The organism is Corynebacterium suicordis DSM 45110, assembly GCF_015351405.1.
Taxonomy (GTDB): Bacteria; Actinomycetota; Actinomycetes; order Mycobacteriales; family Mycobacteriaceae; genus Corynebacterium; species Corynebacterium suicordis.
In genome coordinates, this window is sequence record NZ_JADKMY010000001.1 from 1,322,899 (window position 1) to 1,341,990 (window position 19,092).

The window sequence follows — 19,092 nt, forward strand, 5'->3', positions numbered from 1 at the left end:
GCTCCTACTTCACGTAATGGCGCAGGTTCTCGCCCACGCGCTTTCCGGAATGGATGCACCCGCCCAAGAAGGTTCCCTCCAGGGCGTTCTTGCCGTGCATACCTCCGCCGCCAAACCCGGAGACCTCCCCCGCCGCGAACAGTCCCGGCAGAACAGATCCATCGGCGCGCAGCGCCCGACCGGACATGTCCGTTTCAATCCCGCCGAGCGTCTTGCGGGTCAGCATGCGCAAGCGCACGGCAATCAGCGGGCCGTGATCCTCGTCCATCAACTTGTGGGGAGCCGCGCAGCGAACGATCTTATCCCCGAGGTATCCGCGCGCCGTGCGAATGTAGTTGACCTGGTAATCCTTGGAGAACTTGTTATCGATCTGACTATCGCGGTCCTCGATCTGCCGACGCAAGTGCGCCTCGTCAATCTGCGGGGAGTCATCCCCCACCATCGCGTTCATCTTTTTGACCAGCTCACTCACATCATCGGCGATCACCCAGTCCTCACCGTGATCCATGAAAGCCTTGATGGCTGGATGCGTGCCCGGCCCCACCTTGCTCAGCAGGTTTTTCACCTTCTTGACGGTCAGGTCTGGATTCTGCTCAGACCCGGAGAAGATGAACTCCTTGTCCGCAATAGTCTTGTTGAGCACGAACCACGAGTATCCATGTCCGGTCCGTCCAATGTGGGCGACGCTAGCCAAGTTATCCCCGCCGGGAATGATCGTGGAGGGAAGACGGTTGCCGTCTGCGTCGATCCACAGTGAAGACGGTCCGGGGATGATGCGAATGCCATGCATGGGCCAGACCGAATCCCAGTTCTGCATGCCTTCCGGGTACGCCCACATGCGATCGGTATTGGTTAGGCGCGCGCCCGCGGATTCAGAGATTTTAATCATCCGGCCATCCACATACGCGGGTACTCCGCACACCATGTCTGCGGGAGCCTCACCCCAGCGTTCCACGGGCCACGCTCGGCGAACCAGGTCCAGGTTTCCGCCAATGCCGCCAGACGTCACGACTACCGCCTGCCCACGCAGTTCGAACGAGCCGGCAACCTCGCGGTTCGAAGCGATTCCTCGTTCTGAAGGATCTTCCGCCAAGACACTGCCGCGCACTCCTACCACTCGCGTACCCTCCGGGGTGGCTTCCGTGATGAGCTCATCGACTTGGCGTCGGAAAAGGAAGGTCACCTTGCCTTCGGCCTCAAACTTCTCCAACGGCTCCTTAAACACGCGCACCACCTCAGGGCCGGTGCCCCACGTGAGGTGGAAACGGGGAACGGAATTGCCGTGCCCGGAGGCATCCCCTGAGCCACGCTCGGCCCAGCCCACGGTGGGGAGCACGTTCAAGCCCAGGGACTTGAGGTACTCGCGCTTTTCTTGGGCAGCAAAGCGCACATACTCGCGACCCCAACGGCGTGGCCAATAGTCGTTCTCGGCATCGTCGTATTGCGCGGAATTTTCCCAATCACGCCAGGCCAGCTCTTCGCTGTCCTTGACTCCCATCAAGCGCTGCTCGGGGCTGCCCACGTAGAACAGGCCACCCAAAGACCAAAACGCCTGACCACCGAGATTTTCCCGGCTCTCCTGCTCCACCACGGTGACGTGCAGACCGCTGCGCGCGGCTTCATACGCGGTGACCATTCCAGCCAATCCACCACCGACGATGATGACTTGTCGTTCCCCCTCCTCGTTGTTCGGGCGAGAAGTAGAATTGCCGGGCTCTGCGGGGTGTTCGATAGGGCGGGTATTCACGGTTGATGCGCCTCTTTTCCATCGTGGGAGTGCTTGGCAGCACGGGTGTTTCCTAAGCGCCGTAGCGGATCTACAGCACGCAATACTGGTGATCTTATTTTGTTGGGGAATCAATCGCGGGAAGTTCGCGGAATTACTTGCCCTACCGAAGGAAGTTCCACGAGTGTGCATAATTGGGCTCATGGCAGAGCACAAGATTTTCTCCATGGCCGTGGCGGATGTTTACCCGCACTACGTGACTAAAGCCGGACGTAAACAGCGCACGGAAGAGGAGGTCAAGCAGGTTATTGAGTGGCTCACGGGCTATGATTCCGCGGGCCTCGCACACGCTTTGGACAAGCGCGTGTCCTTCCGCGATTTCTTTGCGGACGCGCCGGATCTCAACGAGAACCGCCGATTAATTACGGGATCGGTGTGCGGGGTGAAGGTTCAGGAGATCGAGGAGCCGCTCATGCAGGAGATCCGCTACCTGGACAAGTTGATTGATGAGCTGGCCAAGGGTCGCCCCATGGAGAAGATCCTGCGCTCCTAGCCGCGCGGGCGGAACACGAACTGCATGCAATCCAGTTCTCCGGATTCCGCCAAACTCTGATGCAGGGACAGCTGGTATTCCCACAGCCGGCGGAAAACGGGATCAAACCCGGCCGCAGCAGCTTGGCGCTCCCGAGCTGCGAAGTTCGCGCGCCACAGCGGAATGGTCGCCGCCAAGTGGGAACCCAAATGGTTTTCGGCGCTGATGGCCAGCTTGGTGTGCTTGGCGGTGACCTCGCGGATGTTCTCTGCCGTGGAGTACGCCAAGGCAGGCCAGACATAGGCGCGCATCACATCCAGAGCCTCTCGACTGGTCTCCCGCATCAGTTCCGTGGACACGCAGGTTTGGATGACTGCCCGCCCGCCTTCATCGAGCATTCGATCCACCGCGCGCAGGAAATGCTTCAATCCGCCCTCGCCGAGGGTTTCCATGCGCTCGATGGAGAAGATGGCGTCGTACCTACCGGACCACTGACGCGGTGAAGGAATGGGGCCATCAATCAGCATCACGCGCACCGCCCCGCCCACTCCGGCAGCGCGCACGCGGGCTTCCACGGCTTCCGCATGATCTTCATCGCTGGTCAGCACGTCCACGCTAGCTCCGCGGAGTGCGGCCTCCACCGCCAGCTGACCACCTGAGCTAGGCAGTTCCAGCACGCGATCCCCCGGGCCAACCCCGGCTTCATCCAGCATCGCGGTGATTCGCCTGCCTTGGGCATCGTCGAGGTCCTGGCGTTCCACCACGGAGGGATCGCCAAACCACGTCACATCCACGGCCCAACTGTCGGTGGCGCGCTTCCCATTGCCAATCTGTACTTCGCGGACCTCGGTGGCAGTGGTGCGCGAGGCAGAGGAAAACAGCGCGCTCCCCGTCACCCGGGTGGCACCGGTGTAGAGCTCAATCAGCCCTTCCGGCAATTCACCCGGGCTCACCGTGCCGAAATCCCGGTGCTTCTTCTTGCCCGCAGAACCCAGCCAGAGGCCGGCCTTCTTCTCTAAATCTTGAGAAAGCAGCACCCCCAGCACCTCGGGCAGAGGCTCGGCATCCCATTCCCCTGCCAAATACCCCTCGGCCAACCCCAGCCAGCCGCTGGCGACCACGCGGTCAATGACCTGGCCATCACGAACCACCATGTGCGGCGTAGAACCGGAATCTAGCGCGACGTTGTTTTCCGCCAACAACGTCTCCAGGCGCTCAGTCACATCGCGTGCACGCATGCCTTGAAAACGGGCCTGCGGAGCTTGCACCAGCGCGGGCCAGCGCTGCTCATCGATGTAATATTCCACGGTTGTTGCCGCACCTCCTAGTCCCCCCGAAGTTACTAGGAAAACCACATTTCACTGCGATGACACAGCCGATTTCACCCAAAATTGCTTGCCCCGGGGTGCTGAGTACCCACACCGCCACCCGCATGACATGAATATTCATCCGAATGAACCTATTCTGGGCGAAGAACCTCACACCTGAGGATTACATAGGCTTGTTATAACCTCGCTAAAAACACAGTGCGCAATTATTGGAGGAGTTACTCCGCATGTCTCAGACCCCATATCGCCCCCAAGGTGACCGCCACCATGTCGTCATCATTGGAGCGGGCTTCGGTGGCCTTTTCGCCGCCAAGAAATTTAAGAACACGGATGTTGCAGTCACCATCGTAGACCGCACCAACCACCACCTCTTCCAGCCACTGCTGTACCAAGTAGCAACTGGCATCCTTTCCGAAGGTGAAATCGCCCCATCCATCCGCCAGATCTTGGCGGATCAGGACAACGTCCGCGTGGTCAAGGGCGAAGTGCGCGACATTAGCCTGGAAAACCACACCGTAACCGCTGACCTCGGTGGCAAGGATGAGGTTTTGGATTATGACAGCCTCATCGTCGCCGCCGGTGCCTCTCAGTCCTACTTCGGCAACGAGCACTTTGCTGAGTTCGCGCCGGGCATGAAGTCCATTGATGATGCTCTGGAGATCCGCGCCCGCGTCACCGGTGCCTTCGAGCGCGCCGAGATCACCGATGATCAAGCAGAGCGCGATCGCCTGCTCACCTTCGTTGTGGTTGGCGCTGGCCCAACCGGTGTGGAGCTGGCTGGCCAGCTCTCCGAAATGGCACACCGCACCCTGCGCGATGAATTCCGCGAGATCAACACGCAGAACACCCGCATCCTGCTGGTCGATGGTGGCCCGCACGTGCTCATGCCATTCGGCAAGCGCCTCGGCCGCAAGGCAGCGCACAGCCTGGAAGACCTGGGCGTAGAGGTCATCCCGAACGCCCTGGTAACCAATGTGACCAAGGAAGGCGTGACCCTCAAGGACCTGAAGACTTCCGAAGAGTCCTTCATTCCCACCTACTGCAAGATCTGGTCCGCTGGTGTGGCCGCTTCCCCACTGGGCAAGCACGTGGCTGAGCAGGCTGGGGTGGAAGTTGACCGCGCAGGTCGCGTTTCCGTCAACCCTGACCTCTCCGTGGGTGAATACCGCAACGTGTTCATGATCGGCGACATGATCAACCTGGATCGCCTGCCAGGCGTGGCTCAAGTGGCAATGCAAGGTGGTCAGTACGCCGCCCGCACCATCATCGATGAGGTGGAAAACCGCACCTCACCTGAGGCTCGCCCACCTTTCAATTACTTCGACAAGGGCTCCATGGCCATTGTCTCCCGCTTCAACGCCGTGGTGAAGCTGAACAAGGCTGAAGTTTCCGGCTTCGTGGGCTGGCTCATGTGGCTCGGACTGCACCTGCTCTACATGGTCGGTTTCCGCAACCGCGCCGTGGCAGCCTTCAGCTGGGGCTTGAACTCCGTATCCCGTCGTCGTTGGCAGCTCACCGCTACCCGCCAGCAGCTGCACGCGCGCAACGCGCTGCGCAAGCTGCGCGTGATGGAGGACAACGAGGGCGTGCGCTCCATCGAGGTGCGCGATAACCTCCGCTTCGGCGAAGGCCGCGATACCCGCGCTGTTTCTGACTAATCGCTCTTAATGAATTACTAAAGGCGCCCTTCATGCAACAGCATGGGGCGCCTTTAGCGCGTGCTCACAGCACGTTCAACCGTTGACAACACGCACGCGCAACTACTGCTTCGGCTTCAGGTTAGGAACTACTGCAGTCTTCAATTGCGTCAAGGCCACGAGCTTTCCCGTGGCCTCAAGCTTGTGCTCAATGCGCCACAAATGTGTGCTTCTACCCAGATGTTCCGGGGTTGCCGTTGAAACAATCACATCACCCTTGGCTGAAGGACGCAGGAAGTCGGTGTGATTACTGGTGCCCATGACAGCCGGTTCCGCACCCGCAGCCAGGTAGGAAGCCACGGAGCCTGCTGACTCGGCAAGGGCTGCAAGCAGACCGCCATGAGTGATTCCCCAAGGCTGCAGGTGCTCGGCGGTGATCTCCACGCGCAGAGTGACCTTCCGTGGCCCCACCTCGATGTAGCGCGATCCCATGACCACATCGAAGTTCGTATCAAACCGATTCGCCTTGTTGAACTGGGCGATCTGCGATTCATCCAAATCCTGCTTCGCCGCGATTTCGGAGAGCTCCTGGAACTTGAGCAAGGCGGCTCGCTTAGCGGCTTTGCTCACGTCTGCTTGAGAGTTATCAGTCATGGGGCTAACCGTATCCGAGTTTGGATCGCTAATATAGATAACTATGACTAATTCTTCTCCGTCCTTCGAGTCTGCCTCCGCAGCAGGTTCCGCACAGATCGGTGTTGTCGGCCTAGCCGTCATGGGCTCCAACATCGCGCGAAACTTCGCTAACCACGGTCACACCGTGGCGGTATACAACCGCACCACCGCCAAGACCGAGGCATTCATCAACGAGTTCGGCGAAACCGCCAACTTCGTGCCCTCTGCAACCATTGAGGATTTCGTGGCCTCCCTGGAGCGTCCACGCCGTGCCCTGATCATGGTTGCCGCCGGAGCTGGCACCGATGCCGTGATCAACCAGCTGGCTGATGCCATGGATGAGGGCGATATCATCATCGATGGTGGAAACGCCCTGTACACAGACACCATCCGCCGTGAGCGCGAGATGTCCGAGCGTGGACTCATGTTCGTCGGCGCGGGCATCTCCGGTGGCGAAGAAGGTGCCCTCAACGGCCCCGCCATCATGCCCGGTGGCCCCAAGGAGTCCTACGAATACTTGGGTCCATTGCTGGAGTCCATCTCCGCGCAGGTTGATGGCGTGCCTTGCTGCACCCACATCGGCCCCGATGGCGCTGGCCACTTCGTGAAGATGGTGCACAACGGCATCGAGTACGCCGACATGCAGGTTATCGGCGAGGCCTATCACCTCTTGCGCTACTCCGCCGGTATGGAGCCCGCAGAGATCGCTGAGATCTTCCGCGAGTGGAACCAGGGTCCTCTGGAGAGCTACCTCATCGAGATCACTGCTGAAGTACTCGCTCAGGTAGACGAGGAAACCGGCAAGCCACTGGTGGATATCATCGTGGATTCCGCTGGTCAGAAGGGCACGGGTCGCTGGACCGTCAAGTCCGCGCTGGATCTGGGCATTCCCGTCACGGGCATCGGCGAAGCCGTTTTCGCCCGTGCGCTCTCCTCCGCCCGCGAGCAGCGCCAGGCTGCCCACGGCAAGCTTCCTTCCGGTTCTGTCAGCCAGGGCATCGATCCAGAGTCCAAGGCTCAGTTCACCGAGGATGTCCGTCGCGCGCTCTACGCCTCCAAGCTGGTGGCTTATGCGCAGGGCTTTGATCAGATCTTGGCTGGTTCCAAGGAGTACAACTGGAATGTTGATCCCAAGGACATGGCCACCATTTGGCGTGGTGGTTGCATCATTCGCGCCCGCTTCCTGAACCGCGTCCGCGAGGCATACGAGAAGAATCCAGCTTTGCCTTCCCTGCTGCTGGATGATTATTTCAATGGCGAGCTGCAGGATCTCATCGATTCTTGGCGCCGCATCGTGGTCACCGCCACGCTGCAGGGACTGCCTGTTCCCGTGTTCGCCTCTTCCCTGTCTTACTACGATGCTCTCCGCGCCGAGCGTCTCCCAGCTGCTCTGATCCAGGGTCAGCGTGACTTCTTCGGTGCCCACACCTACGGCCGCATCGACCGCGAGGGCGCATTCCATACCCTGTGGTCCGGCAACCGTAATGAGGTCGAAGCCTAAGTGTCATCTGATTCTTCTTCACGACGCCGCGTCGTTCGTCGGGGTAGCCGTGCGCTGGGCGATTCCTCTGAGTCTTCAGAGGGTCGTTCTTCTTCTCGACGCCGCAACGATTCATCCGGCTCATCCACTTCTCGAAACTCATCCCGCTCAGGCGGTTCACGCACTGGCGGATCCCGCCGTGGAGACAGCTCTGGGGACAATCGCCCCAACTGGACTCCGAAGCGCAAGCCGAACAAGGATGCCCAGGCGGATACCCGCCCGGGTTCCAAGCAGGGTTCCAAGCCTGGTTCTCGGCAGGGTGGGCGTCGAGAAGATCGACGAGATGAGCAAGGCCGCATCCGCCGCGACGATCGCCACAACCCACGCTCCACTGAGCGCAACGCGCGCAATAACAACCGCCCCGATGCGCAGCGTCTTCCTGAGGTTGACCCCGGATACTCGATGGTTCAGAGGTCTACCAAGGAATCCGTAGAGCCCGTGGCAATGGCGGATACCTCCACCACGTTCGCGGACCTTGGCCTGCCATTGGCGCTGGTCAACGCCCTCAAGGATGAGGGCATCCTCCACCCTTTCCCGATTCAGGCCAAAGCGATTCCACAGGCATTGGACGGCAAAGACATCCTCGGCCGTGGCCCCACGGGGTCCGGCAAGACCTTCACATTTGGTTTGCCCATCATCTCCTCCCTCATGCAGGGTGCCTCGTCGCTGCGCGCTCCGCGTGCGGTGATCCTGGCCCCGACGCGCGAGCTCGCGGCACAGATCCGTGCTCGCCTGGAGCCCCTCGCGGGCGCGGCTGGTCAGCGAGTTCTGGAAGTCGTGGGCGGCGTGAAAATCTCCCACAACATCCGCGCTCTGGCCCGCCCGGTGGATATCCTCGTGGCCACCCCAGGCCGTGCACAGGATCTGCTGGATCAAAAGCAGATCTCCTTTAAGAACGTGGAGATCGTGGCGCTTGATGAGGCCGACCAGATGGCAGACATGGGCTTCTTGCCGCAGGTCAAGCGCCTGATGGACAAGATGCCCAAGAATGCGCAGCACCTGCTGTTCAGCGCCACACTCGACGGCGATGTGCAGATCCTGGTGGATCGCTACATGAATAATCCCATCACGCACTCCACCGGTGAGGCGCAGGTTCGCGTCGATTCCATGGATCACTACCTCACCCCGGTTCAGGACGGCCCAGCTCGCAACCAGTTGGTGGTGGATATCGGCAAGCGCTCCACCCGCACCATCATGTTCACCCGCACCAAGCACGGTGCGGATCGCATGGCAAAGAAGCTGGTGAAGTCCGGCGTGCGCGCTGTGGCGCTGCACGGTAACAAGGGGCAGAATTCCCGCACCGCAGCGATCGATAGCTTCACCGCGGGTGATACCCAGGTGATGGTCGCCACGGACATTGCTGCTCGTGGTATCGATATTTCCGGCGTGGAGCTCGTGGTTCACGTGGATGTTCCCGCCGAGCACAAGGCGTATGTTCACCGCGCCGGCCGTACGGCTCGCGCTGGCACGTCCGGCACCGTGGTGACGTTGTGCTTTGCCGACGCCACCTCTGATGCCCTCAAGCTTCTCGACAAGGCCGGGGTAACTCCCACCGAGCTGTCCCCCACCGCGTTGCTGAAAATGCTGCAGCACAATCAGGGGCGTGCATAATCCGTGGACATTGTCCTCTCTATTCTTGGACTGATCGGCTTCATCGCCCTGACCGGCTGTACTGGCCTGTTCGTGGCGGCGGAGTTTGCTCTCACGGGCTTGGAACGCTCGACGGTCGATGACCATGTAGCGAAAAAGGGTGATGGCACCGCTAAATTGCTCCGCCGCGCACATGGCGAACTGAGCTTCGTCCTTTCCGGCGCACAGCTGGGCATCACCATCACCACGCTAGCTACCGGTTACTTGGCTGAGCCCATCCTGGCCAAGTTCTTCACCCCAATGCTGGAACTCTTTGGCCTGAGCGAGACCGCCACTGGCCCGATTGCACTGATTTTGTCTCTGATCATCGCTACTGGTCTTTCCATGGTTTTCGGTGAGCTCGTACCGAAGAACCTGGCCATCGCCCACCCACTGCCGACTGGCCGATACGCCATCCGCCCTGTGTGGGTATTCAACAAGGTGCTCTCCAAGTTCATCTCTGCGCTCAATGATTCCGCTAACTTCATCGTGCGGAAACTTGGTGTGGAGCCAGCTGATGAGCTAGCGAGTGCGCGTAGCCCGCAGGAGCTTTCCGCGCTGGTGCGACACTCCACCGGCAACGGCGGTTTCACCGCTGGTAAAGCCCGGGTACTGGACCGCTCCCTCAAATTCAGCGAGACCAACGCGGATGACCTCATGTCCCCCCGTTCCACAGTGGTGACGTTGGATATGGAAGATACCGCGCTGGATCTCATCAAGGTGGCGCTGGAAACAGGCCACTCCCGCTTCCCGGTCACCCGGGGAGATCTGGATGACACCATCGGCGTGGTCCACATCAAGGATGCACTCGGGGTTCCGCAAGCAGAGCGCGCTCACACCTCGGTGAGCACGCTGGCTCGCCAAGTTCCCACCATCCCCGCCAGCTTGGGCGGTGAGGCCGTGTTGGCTCGCGTCCGCAGCGCCGGTTCCCAACTGGTGCTGGTCGCGGACGAATACGGTGGCACCGCAGGCATCGTCACCATCGAAGATGTGGTGGAAGAGATCGTCGGCGAGGTATGGGATGAGCATGACAACCGCGCCGAAGATGCGGAAGTCAAGCGCGAAGGCCAGCACTGGGAAGTCTCCGGGCTGGTACGCACCGATGAGCTGCCCGAGTACGTGGGTTACACCCCACCCGAAGGCCCCTATGAAACCCTGGGCGGACTGCTCATGCAGAGCCTGGGAAGGATCCCGGAGGAAGGCGATACCGTACTGCTCCCGGAACAAACCGCCGCACTAGCCTCTTTCGAGGCCGGAGGGGATTTCCGATGGGAAGCCACAGTGATTTCCATGGATAACCGCCGCGTTGATCGAGTCCGCATGCTGCCAGTCAAGAAGGAGGAAAACTCATGAGTTCAGATCTCTGGGCCATCGTCTTTGCATTCTTCCTCCTCGGCTTAAACGCGTTCTTCGTGGGTGTGGAGTTCGCACTGATCTCCTCCCGCCGCGACCGTCTGGACAACATGATCGCCACGGGTAACCGCAGCGCGGTCAAGGTGCTCGAGGCAACCGAGAACCTCTCGATCCAACTGGCGGGCGCCCAATTCGGCATCACGCTGGCCTCCGTTCTGCTGGGTAAAGTGGGCGAGCCCGCTATCGCCCACCTCATCGAGGTTCCGTTTGCCAGCCTGGGTTTGCCGGAGCACTTCCTGCACCCAGTGTCTTTCACCATCTCACTGTTGATCGTGACTATCCTGCACATCATCCTGGGTGAAATGGTGCCGAAGAATATTGCTCTGGCCGGGCCGGAGACGATCGCGACCTACCTGATCCGCCCGCACTTGCTGTTCCTGAAGATCGCCCACCCCATCATGGTGTTCCTCAACTGGATCGCGCGCATCACCTTGCGTGCGGTGGGTGTGGAGCAAAAGGATGAGCTGGATTCCACCGTCTCCCCTTCTGAATTGGCCAGCATGATCGCTGAATCCCGTTCAGAAGGTCTGATTGCCCCGGCTGAGGCGGCGCGACTGTCCAATGCTTTGGGCAGCTCTCGCCGCACCCTGCAGGAAGTGCTCATTCCCCGACAGGATGTCCGCACCATCGAGCAGCACGGCCGGCACGTGATGGTTTCAGACGTGGAGAATGCCGTGATTGATACCGGTTTCTCCCGCTTCCCCGTCAGGAACGCCGCCGGCGAATGGACCGGATACATCCACATCAAGGATGTGCTGGATAACGTGGCCCTGGATTCCGATCCCTCCACGCCTTCCTCCAGCACTCCACTGGATGCCGCCGATGTTCGTGATCTGATCATCGTTCCCCTCAATGAGAACTTTGATACCGCGATGCGCCGGATGCGCCAGACCTCCAGCCACATGGCTGCGGTGAAGGATGACACCAACGCGATCGTCGGAATTGTGACCTTGGAGGACATCATTGAGGAGTTGGTGGGAACAGTGCGAGACTGGACCCACGATGACTAAGATCCTCTCCCACGCCGAATGGACCGCACAGCGCGAAAAGCACGTGCGGAAGGTGGAAGAGCTCACTGCTGCGGCTCGAGAAAGGCGCACCCGCGGTGAGCGGCACCCGGTGTGGGATTTCATGTTCAGCTACTACCCCGTCACCCCAGGCAAGCTCGCGCATTGGCACCCCGGCATTGGGGTGGCGCTGGAAATTGAGAATCATGCTGCGGGGGCAGAGGCGGCGTCGACAAAAAAGACGGCCGACCTGCCGAAACACAAGGATCACTACGTGGAGCGCGAGGGCATGTGGACGCTGGATGCGCAGAAGCATTGGGCGGATCGGGGTAAATCGATCGGGTATATCCACCGGCTGCTGGCCCTAACGCTGCAGCGCCCACCGCAACTGGGATGTTTCGGGCTGCATGAATGGGCCATGGTCTACAAGGATGCGCCTCGCCACCCGGAACCCTTGCGTCTGGGGGCTGAGGGGACCGATGCGGTGGTGGAGCAAGGCCAGCTCAAATGCACCCATTTCGACGCCTACCGCTTCTTCACCGAACGCGCGGTACCCCTCAATGAGCTCTCGCCAGCCAGGGAATCCCAACACGAATTGGAGCAACCGGGATGCCTGCACGCCACGATGGATGTATACAAGTGGGCCACGAAGCTGGGGCCGGTGATTCCTGGAGACTTGTGGCTCCGGGCATTCGAATTGGCGTGTGACGTGAGAGTTTTGGACATGGAGGCCAGCCCGTATGATCTTCGCGAATGGGGTTTTTCGCCGGTGAAGATTGAGAAGCCCGCCGGGCGAGCTGAGTACGTGCGGAGGCAACGGGAGCTCATGGAGCGCGGACAGGCACTGCGCGCGGAAATAATTGGCATTCTGGAGTCTTACTTTTCGCAGCTGCGTCCAGTGAGCAGCTAGACTACATTCATTGCTTTTCACCAGCCTCGGGAGGAAATATGGGTCGGCACAGTAACGGCACGAGAAACTACCGCATCGCCTCGTGGATGTGGTTGGCGCTTCTCGCGCTGTTGCTGATCATCGCGGTGGTGATTGGATGGGGAGCTTTGCGCTCCAGCAACACGGCTGCCAATGACCAGGCCCAGTGCCCCGAGGGTGATTACCAACTCAAGGTGTGGTCCGCGCAAGAACGCGAAGACACCGCAAACGAGCTGGTAGAGCGTTATAACGAGGCACACCACGTGGTCAACGATCACTGCGTGCAGGCGGAAGTTTCCACCGTGTCCGATGAGACGGCTTTGGAGCAGATCAAGAAGTCCGAAGACGTGGCCGGCGCATGGATCCCCGCAGATGCTGCTGCAGCTGCCAAGCAGTTGGAGAATGCTGCAGCAAAGCCCGTGGGTAATGAAGCTGCTGTGGTGAAGGATTCTGTGCTCTTCACACTGGGCAATGGGGCTGGCATTGCGGAGCAAACCACCCGTTCCGCTACTGATTTCTCCGCATTTACCGCTGATGCAGAGGGCGCTTCTGTGGTCCCTCTGGCCGAGGTTGCTGCGGGTTCTGTGAACGGCGCAGGTTCTGCCGATGCCGGAGATTCTGCAGGAAACCCTGAAGGCGCGAACGCTGCTGGCGGGGCCGAAGATCCCTCTAAGGATGCTGCTGCAGGACAGAACGCTGGTGCTCAGGACGTGACGTTCGTGCTGGACACCTCCGGGTCCATGGGTCTCTACGAGGGCAACCAAACGCGCCTGGATAATCTGCGCGGGCCACTTGGAGAGACCATGCGCGCGGTGGGTGCCAACGGCGGTTCTGTCGGACTGTGGAACTACTCCTCCCCCATGAACGCTGGAGTGAACAACGCGTTCCGGAACAACGTGGACATTTCCGCAGACGATGACGGAACCCAGGCGGCAGGAGTGCTCAATCAGCTGAGCTTCGGTGGCGCCACGTACACGTATGAATCGGTACTCGCCGCATATCGCGCTGCAGTGGAGAATGCCAAGGCCACGGGAGCGAGCAATTCCCGCGTGGTGCTGATCACCGATGGCCCGAATGATGGCGGGAATGCTTCCCTGGATGCTGCCATTGCAGAGATCCAGCGCCTGCACGGGGAATCACCCGTGGGTCTGGAGATCGTCACCATCGGGGCAAACGTGAACAACGGAGAGCTTGACCAGCTGGCTGCTGCGGGTGGGGGCATCGTGCATAGCGCTGCGGATTCCCTCAATGTCGCGGAGCCTCTGCGCGCAGCTACTGCCGGATAAAGCTAAAGCCCACGCTAAGGCGTGGGCGGGCGGCTAGGCCGTAATGCTTTGGTTAAGCGTTAGGCGAAATTCGCAACCAGATTGTTAGGCCAGGCGACGACGACGGCGCTCAGCAAGCTCGTCGATCGCTGGATCCTGGTTGATCTTCTCGGAGGGGAACGCGGTGATGGTTCCCGTCAGCTCCTTCATCAAGCCAGGCAGTGCGATACCGAATACGCCTTGACCACCATTGAGGAGGTCGATGACCTCTTCTGGGGAGCGACATTCGTATACGGTGGTTCCATCGGAGACCAGGGTGATGCCGGAGAGGTCATCCACGCCGAGGTTTTCCAGCTTTTCCACTGCCTTGCGGATGTTCTGCAGGGAAATACCGGTGTCCAGCAGGCCCTTGACGATCTTAAGGACCAGGATGTCGCGGAAAGAGTACAAGCGCTGGGAGCCAGAACCGTGCGCGTTGCGAATGGTGGGCTGCACGAGCTTGGTGCGAGCCCAGTAATCCAGCTGACGGTAGCTGATACCGGCAACTTGGCATGCGATGGGAACGCGGTAGCCGACTTCTTCGTCTGGCCCTTCCACGTCAAAGAGCGCGTCTTGCTGAGGAAGCTGCTTGCTCATTATTTTCTCCTGGCTCGTGATGCTCTCTACATTAGAGGTACATCATTGTGATTTCCACACATGTGACTTCACCGCACCGCAGGTGAGGTGAATGGACGCGAGAAAACTAAGCGAAATTCAACGCGTCCGTGGCTCACACGGGGACATGCAAAGGTTCAATCTAAACTTCACGGTTGATATTAACACTAGTCACAAATGTCACAAGCGTAACAACACGCATGTTATTTCCGCAGGAGTTTACTTCTCTTCCCCGAGCCAGTCCCCTAGTTCATCACTCAAGCCCATGGCTTTCCACATGTCTGCGAATTCATCCACCACTTCGGGGCTCTCTACAGTGGAAAGCCCAGTGCCCCATTCAATGTTGAGCGCAGCGATAGCGGCATTTTCATCCACCGTGTCATCATCTGATTCCGCAGCTAAGTGAGCCGCCGTCTGCAGTTGCTTGATTTCATCAATAAACGCGGGGTTGACCGGCAACATCACGGCCATCATCGTTTCTTTCACCCGCACGTCAAAGAGCATCCCCGCATGCCAGATCATTTCCAATGTGCTGGGGCGCACGTCAATGTAACGGCTCCCCTGCTTCAATCCGGCGGTCATCTGCCCGCGGGAGTTGGTGGAGATTTCCGCGAACCACGGATCCTCCACTTCGCTGCTGCTTAGCACACTGGCTAGAATTTCCGCGTCTGACGGGCGCCCGCCCAAGTCCGGCTGCTCCTGCACCCACACGGGCAACATGGCAGATCCATCCGGGGTGGCGAAGATCAGCACATCGCGGGCCAGATCAGTTAACCCGGCAGCCGAGAAACGGCCGACAAGCTGGACTTCAATATCAGCCAAGATTGCCCTTGACCAGCGCAGTGTTCAGGGAAAGGATCAGCGCGGAGACTTCACGCGCGGTTTCCTCGGAACGCTGACGAGCATCATCATCGCGACCATGAGCCAGCGGATTGGCCACCTTGGCAACCATGTCCGTCTGGCGCTGCGCAATGGTGATCAAAGACTTCAAGTGGCGGTTATCAAAACCGTATTCCGTGAGACGCGCAGCCAGCTGCACCATCGTCACATCATCCACCGAGAAGAACCCGGAGGAGTTGGCGTTGATCATTCCCATGCGAATGAGGGAGCCGACGAAAGAATCTTCCACATCGGCGCGCGCCACCACATCTGCACGAGTCAGACGACGAGGAGCCTCCGCCGCACGGAACTGCTCAGCGGTGAGTGCCCCTGGAGCTGCGCGCTTCGCAGTCACGGGAGTGACCTTGCCAGTATCCATGGCAGCCAGCTGCTCCCGGATCACCTTGAGCGGCAGGTAGTTATCCCGCTGGTGGGTGAGGATGTAGCGCAAGCGAGCAATATCATCCGGGGAAAAGCGGCGGTAGCCGGACTGGCTACGGCGAGGGCTAATCAGCCCTTCGGTTTCCAAGAAGCGAATCTTGGACACGGTTACATCTGGAAAGTCGGCTTTGAGCTGCTTAAGCACGTCTCCGATGGTGGAGGTGGGTAGCACTTTTTTCGCAGGGACAAACTGATGTCCTTCACCTGCGCGTGCTGCGTTTCCTGGGGCACTCACCGAGAGTCACTTCCATCTTGTGTCTTTACATCTACCGCTGCTCACCGGGGAATACCCCGGGCTCACATGAATAGACGATTCGGATTGGAAAAGCCCCTAGATGCATCATGCGCCTAGGGACCAATTCATAACTTGCTTAGGCTTCCTTGGATCCGTTCAGGAAGACCAAGCGGAACTTACCGATCTGGATCTCATCGCCATTGCTCAGCACGGCAGAGTTCTTCGGCTCGCGGTTCACGTAGGTTCCGTTGAGGGATCCAACGTCTACAACTTCGTACTCGCCCTCGCCGTTACGGCGGAACTCTGCGTGGCGGCGAGAAACGGTGACATCGTCCAAAAAGATATCGCTATCTGGGTGGCGACCAGCGGCGGTCGTGTCCTGATCCAACAGGAAACGGGAGCCTGCGTTTGGTCCGCGCTTGACTACGAGAAGCGCGGAACCTTCTGGCAGACCCTCTACACCGGCGGGAGTGGATTCGGACTGAGTTCCGGTATCCGACTCCTTCAAGAGGTCAGCGCGGAAGACCGAGGTGGTCTCTACCGAAGCCTCTGGGATTCCGGTGTTTTCGCTCATGTTGTTGTCCTCTCTCAAGACGATTAGTGCTGCAACTATGACCACAATACTACCCTGCCCGCCGTTGCGGGCATTCAGTGACCAACTCTTAACAATTGATTACGTACTGTCAATGGGCAAGTCAATTGACCTGCCACGATGACTTAGCGGAACAGCTGAGCGATTGATCCCATCGCTGATCCGCCACCGCTATTGAGCGGATTGTCGTTGACCATGTAGGTCCACGTGGCGCTTGGCTTATGCAGCCCCAGCTCTCCCAAATCCACCCCATCTGCGGTGATGCGGGCATCGTCAAAAGTCTCCCGCGCCTTGCGCACCGCGCGGTCTGCCAGGTCGCCGAAGGCAGCGATGGACATCCGGTGGAATTCATCGATGGGTGACTCACGAGCGATCGCGCGCAGGTGGATGCTCTCGCGGATGTCATCCAGGTAGGCCAGGTGCTCGCTCCACTCATAATCCAGGTGGAAGAGCATGATCTCCCGCGCCGCCTGCTCCAGCGTCTCCTCCGGAATGCCCGCGGCCTTCAGCTCGTTTGCCTTGTCCACGTTGTGGTAGCTCAGGTCATCCCACGCCGTGGACGTATCCAGCAGATCATCGCGACGGCCGTTGATGATGTCTCGCTGATCCTTGATCAGCTTGTTGTACTTCCAGGTGGTCGCGTGGATATCCAGCATCTGCCCCTCGGTCACGCGCTGGCAGTGATCCACGAAGTTGAGAACCTTCTTCTGCGTCAGGCGACCCTCGTCATCCGGCTGGGCCTGCAGTTCTTCACCAGCTCCACCCACAGCGACTACGTCGTCCTCAATGGATACGAAGAACACGCTGCTTCCCGGGTCACCCTGGCGACCAGCACGCCCGCGCAGCTGGTTGTCCAGGCGCTGGGAGCGGAAGCGACCCACTCCGACAACGTGCAGTCCGCCAGCCTCCACCACGGCATCCCGCTCGTCTTCTTCCGTGCCGCCCAGCTTGATGTCCGTGCCGCGGCCGGCCATCTGCGTGGATACGGTGACTCGACGCGGCCGCCCAGCCTCAGAAATCACACCCGCTTCCGCTTCGTGGTTCTTCGCATTGAGCACCGCGCATTCCACGCCCACCTTCTTCAATTCGCGGGCAATGTACTCAGACTCCGCCACGTCCTGGGTACCCACCAACTGCGGCTGGCCGGTCTTCTGGATCTCCACAATGTGCTTCACCACTGCTTCATTGCGATCCTCGATGCTGGCAAATACCGCGTCTTGTTCGTCAAAGCGCTGCACGGGCACATTCGGCTGAATCACGGAGACCTTGAGATCGTAGAACTGCCGCAGCTGATCCCCCGCCGCCATCGCCGTACCGGTCATGCCACAGACCTCGGGGTACATGCCGATCAGAGCCTGGATGGTTAGCTGATCCAGAATACGACCGCCATCGGTGACCTGCAGGCCCTCCTTGGCCTCCACTGCAGATTGCAGCCCATCAGGCCAGCGCTGCAAATCCGCTACGCGCCCGCGGGAGCCATCGATGAGCAGCACTTTCCCATCGCGCACGATGTAATGCACGTCGCGCTGCAACAGGTGCTCCGCATGCAGGGCCACGTTGATCTGCACCAGAAGATCGCCGCTGCCAGCCTGGTCCTCTTCCGTTTCAGTATCTTCTTTTTCCGACGCCACCTCCGACTCCCCAGCGTCATCCTTTTTCTCTGAACGGGATTGCTCAGCTGCGGAGCCAGACCGTCCCTCATCCGCAGTGCCATACAGGGACTCGATTCCTAGCTTGCGCTCGGCGAAGGCAGCCCCGGCGTCGGTCAAAAAGACGTTGCGCTGATCCTCGGAGATCAGGAAATGCTGCTGCTCAACCATGGACTTGACCAGCTCGGTGATGTGCCCGAGGGGAGCATTGCCGGGCTCAGAGCCTGCCAGCACCAGTGGAACGAGGGCCTCATCGACCATTACGGAATCGGCCTCATCGATGACGGCCACATCGGCTTCGGAGCGCACCTGATCAGCACGTTTGGTGATGAGTTGATCGCGCAGCACATCGAAGCCGAGCTCGTTGATAGCGCCAAAGATCACGTCGCGGGAGTAGATATCCCGCCGCTCATCACTGGTGAGCTCCTCGGAAATTGCTCCGTGGGAGATGCCGAAGAAATCGAACATCGGACCCATCCACTCATCATCACGAGTGGCCAGGTAGGAGTTCACGGTGATCACATGCACGCGCTTGCCCTGCAGGGCATAACCCACCGCGGCCATGGCTCCGGCCAGGGTCTTGCCTTCGCCCGTGCCCATCTCCACTACATCGCCGGCCAAGAGGCGCAGGGTGCCCTGCATCTGCACGTCGAAAGGCGAAAGGCCCAAGGTGCGGCGCGCTACCTCGCGCACCACGCCCAGCAGCTTGGATTCATCCAAGACCTTGCCTTCGCGAATCAGGCTGCCATCTTCAAACTGCTGACGCACCACGGATTGTGCTGCGGCTTTCCGCAGTTCCTCTTCGGTGGCCTCTCGGTAACGGTCAGCACCAGCCTGTGCCACCACTGCCATGCTCTTCTTCTGATTCTTGTGGGGAGACGTCCCCATCGCTTTCCAGAACCAGTCAAATGCCATGAGTGTGGCCTACCCTTCGGGTCGTTCGTTAGTCTTAAAGGTCTTTG

The 19,092-nt window shown here is 59.8% G+C and carries 16 protein-coding genes; 8 read left to right on the top strand and 8 right to left on the bottom strand.

All coding sequences use genetic code 11. The features are described from left to right. Positions 1-4 precede the first annotated feature (4 nt). Positions 5-1,663: an FAD-binding dehydrogenase gene (locus IRY30_RS06135; RefSeq protein ID WP_309826321.1), complete on the bottom strand. Its 1,659-nt coding sequence runs from the start codon at positions 1,661-1,663 to the stop codon at positions 5-7. A gap of 265 nt (positions 1,664-1,928) precedes the next feature. On the opposite strand from IRY30_RS06135, the gene IRY30_RS06140 reads away from it, so the two are divergent. After that, positions 1,929-2,279 carry a DUF2200 domain-containing protein gene (locus IRY30_RS06140; protein ID WP_194556434.1) on the top strand — a complete coding sequence of 117 codons (351 nt, stop codon included), beginning with the start codon at positions 1,929-1,931 and terminating at the stop codon, positions 2,277-2,279. Here the strand turns inward: IRY30_RS06140 and IRY30_RS06145 are convergent. Further along, positions 2,276-3,565, bottom strand: a complete 1,290-nt coding sequence (locus IRY30_RS06145) for a class I SAM-dependent methyltransferase (RefSeq protein WP_309824908.1) — start codon at positions 3,563-3,565, stop codon at positions 2,276-2,278. The genes IRY30_RS06140 and IRY30_RS06145 overlap by 4 nt on opposite strands. Before the next feature lie 248 nt (positions 3,566-3,813). Between IRY30_RS06145 and IRY30_RS06150 the strand changes: the two genes are divergently transcribed. Next, positions 3,814-5,244: an NAD(P)/FAD-dependent oxidoreductase gene (locus IRY30_RS06150; protein WP_194556435.1), complete on the top strand. Its 1,431-nt coding sequence runs from the start codon at positions 3,814-3,816 to the stop codon at positions 5,242-5,244. 102 nt (positions 5,245-5,346) lie between these two features. Here the strand turns inward: IRY30_RS06150 and IRY30_RS06155 are convergent, their stop codons facing one another. Beyond that, the gene (locus IRY30_RS06155; RefSeq protein ID WP_194556436.1) at positions 5,347-5,877 is read right to left on the bottom strand and encodes a PaaI family thioesterase; all 531 of its coding nucleotides are present in this window, start codon (positions 5,875-5,877) and stop codon (positions 5,347-5,349) included. Between the two features lie 43 nt (positions 5,878-5,920). On the opposite strand from IRY30_RS06155, the gene gndA reads away from it, so the two are divergent. From gndA to IRY30_RS06185, 6 genes are all read left to right on the top strand, one after another. Further along, positions 5,921-7,399 carry an NADP-dependent phosphogluconate dehydrogenase gene (gene gndA, locus IRY30_RS06160; RefSeq protein ID WP_194556437.1) on the top strand — a complete coding sequence of 493 codons (1,479 nt, stop codon included), beginning with the start codon at positions 5,921-5,923 and terminating at the stop codon, positions 7,397-7,399. A 483-nt stretch (positions 7,400-7,882) separates the two neighbouring features. Then, entirely contained in the window at positions 7,883-9,049 is a 1,167-nt protein-coding gene (locus tag IRY30_RS06165) for a DEAD/DEAH box helicase (protein ID WP_194556606.1), read from the top strand. Between the two features lie 3 nt (positions 9,050-9,052). Further along, positions 9,053-10,420 carry a hemolysin family protein gene (locus tag IRY30_RS06170; RefSeq protein WP_194556438.1) on the top strand — a complete coding sequence of 456 codons (1,368 nt, stop codon included), beginning with the start codon at positions 9,053-9,055 and terminating at the stop codon, positions 10,418-10,420. Next, positions 10,417-11,490: a hemolysin family protein gene (locus tag IRY30_RS06175; RefSeq protein ID WP_194556439.1), complete on the top strand. Its 1,074-nt coding sequence runs from the start codon at positions 10,417-10,419 to the stop codon at positions 11,488-11,490. The genes IRY30_RS06170 and IRY30_RS06175 overlap by 4 nt, the downstream gene beginning before the upstream one ends. Next, positions 11,483-12,397, top strand: coding sequence for a 3-methyladenine DNA glycosylase (locus tag IRY30_RS06180; RefSeq protein WP_194556440.1), 915 nt, complete (start codon positions 11,483-11,485; stop codon positions 12,395-12,397). The genes IRY30_RS06175 and IRY30_RS06180 overlap by 8 nt, the downstream gene beginning before the upstream one ends. Positions 12,398-12,435: 38 nt before the next feature. Next, positions 12,436-13,701, top strand: a complete 1,266-nt coding sequence (locus tag IRY30_RS06185; protein ID WP_194556441.1) for a vWA domain-containing protein — start codon at positions 12,436-12,438, stop codon at positions 13,699-13,701. 84 nt (positions 13,702-13,785) lie between these two features. Here the strand turns inward: IRY30_RS06185 and IRY30_RS06190 are convergent, their stop codons facing one another. The 5 genes from IRY30_RS06190 to secA2 form a co-directional block, all read right to left on the bottom strand. Further along, positions 13,786-14,316, bottom strand: a complete 531-nt coding sequence (locus IRY30_RS06190) for a MerR family transcriptional regulator (protein WP_194556442.1) — start codon at positions 14,314-14,316, stop codon at positions 13,786-13,788. 237 nt (positions 14,317-14,553) lie between these two features. Continuing rightward, positions 14,554-15,156, bottom strand: a complete 603-nt coding sequence (locus IRY30_RS06195) for a hypothetical protein (RefSeq protein ID WP_194556443.1) — start codon at positions 15,154-15,156, stop codon at positions 14,554-14,556. Further along, on the bottom strand, positions 15,149-15,889 hold the full coding sequence (gene ftsR, locus IRY30_RS06200; protein WP_194556444.1) for a transcriptional regulator FtsR: 741 nt from the start codon (positions 15,887-15,889) through the stop codon (positions 15,149-15,151). Before ftsR ends, IRY30_RS06195 begins: the two co-directional genes overlap by 8 nt. A 136-nt stretch (positions 15,890-16,025) precedes the next feature. Next, positions 16,026-16,463 (bottom strand): oxoglutarate dehydrogenase inhibitor Odhl, encoded by a 438-nt coding sequence (gene odhI, locus IRY30_RS06205; RefSeq protein ID WP_194556445.1) that lies wholly within the window; start codon positions 16,461-16,463, stop codon positions 16,026-16,028. A 143-nt stretch (positions 16,464-16,606) separates the two neighbouring features. Further along, positions 16,607-19,045 (bottom strand): accessory Sec system translocase SecA2, encoded by a 2,439-nt coding sequence (secA2, locus tag IRY30_RS06210; protein ID WP_194556446.1) that lies wholly within the window; start codon positions 19,043-19,045, stop codon positions 16,607-16,609. Positions 19,046-19,092: the final 47 nt, after the last annotated feature.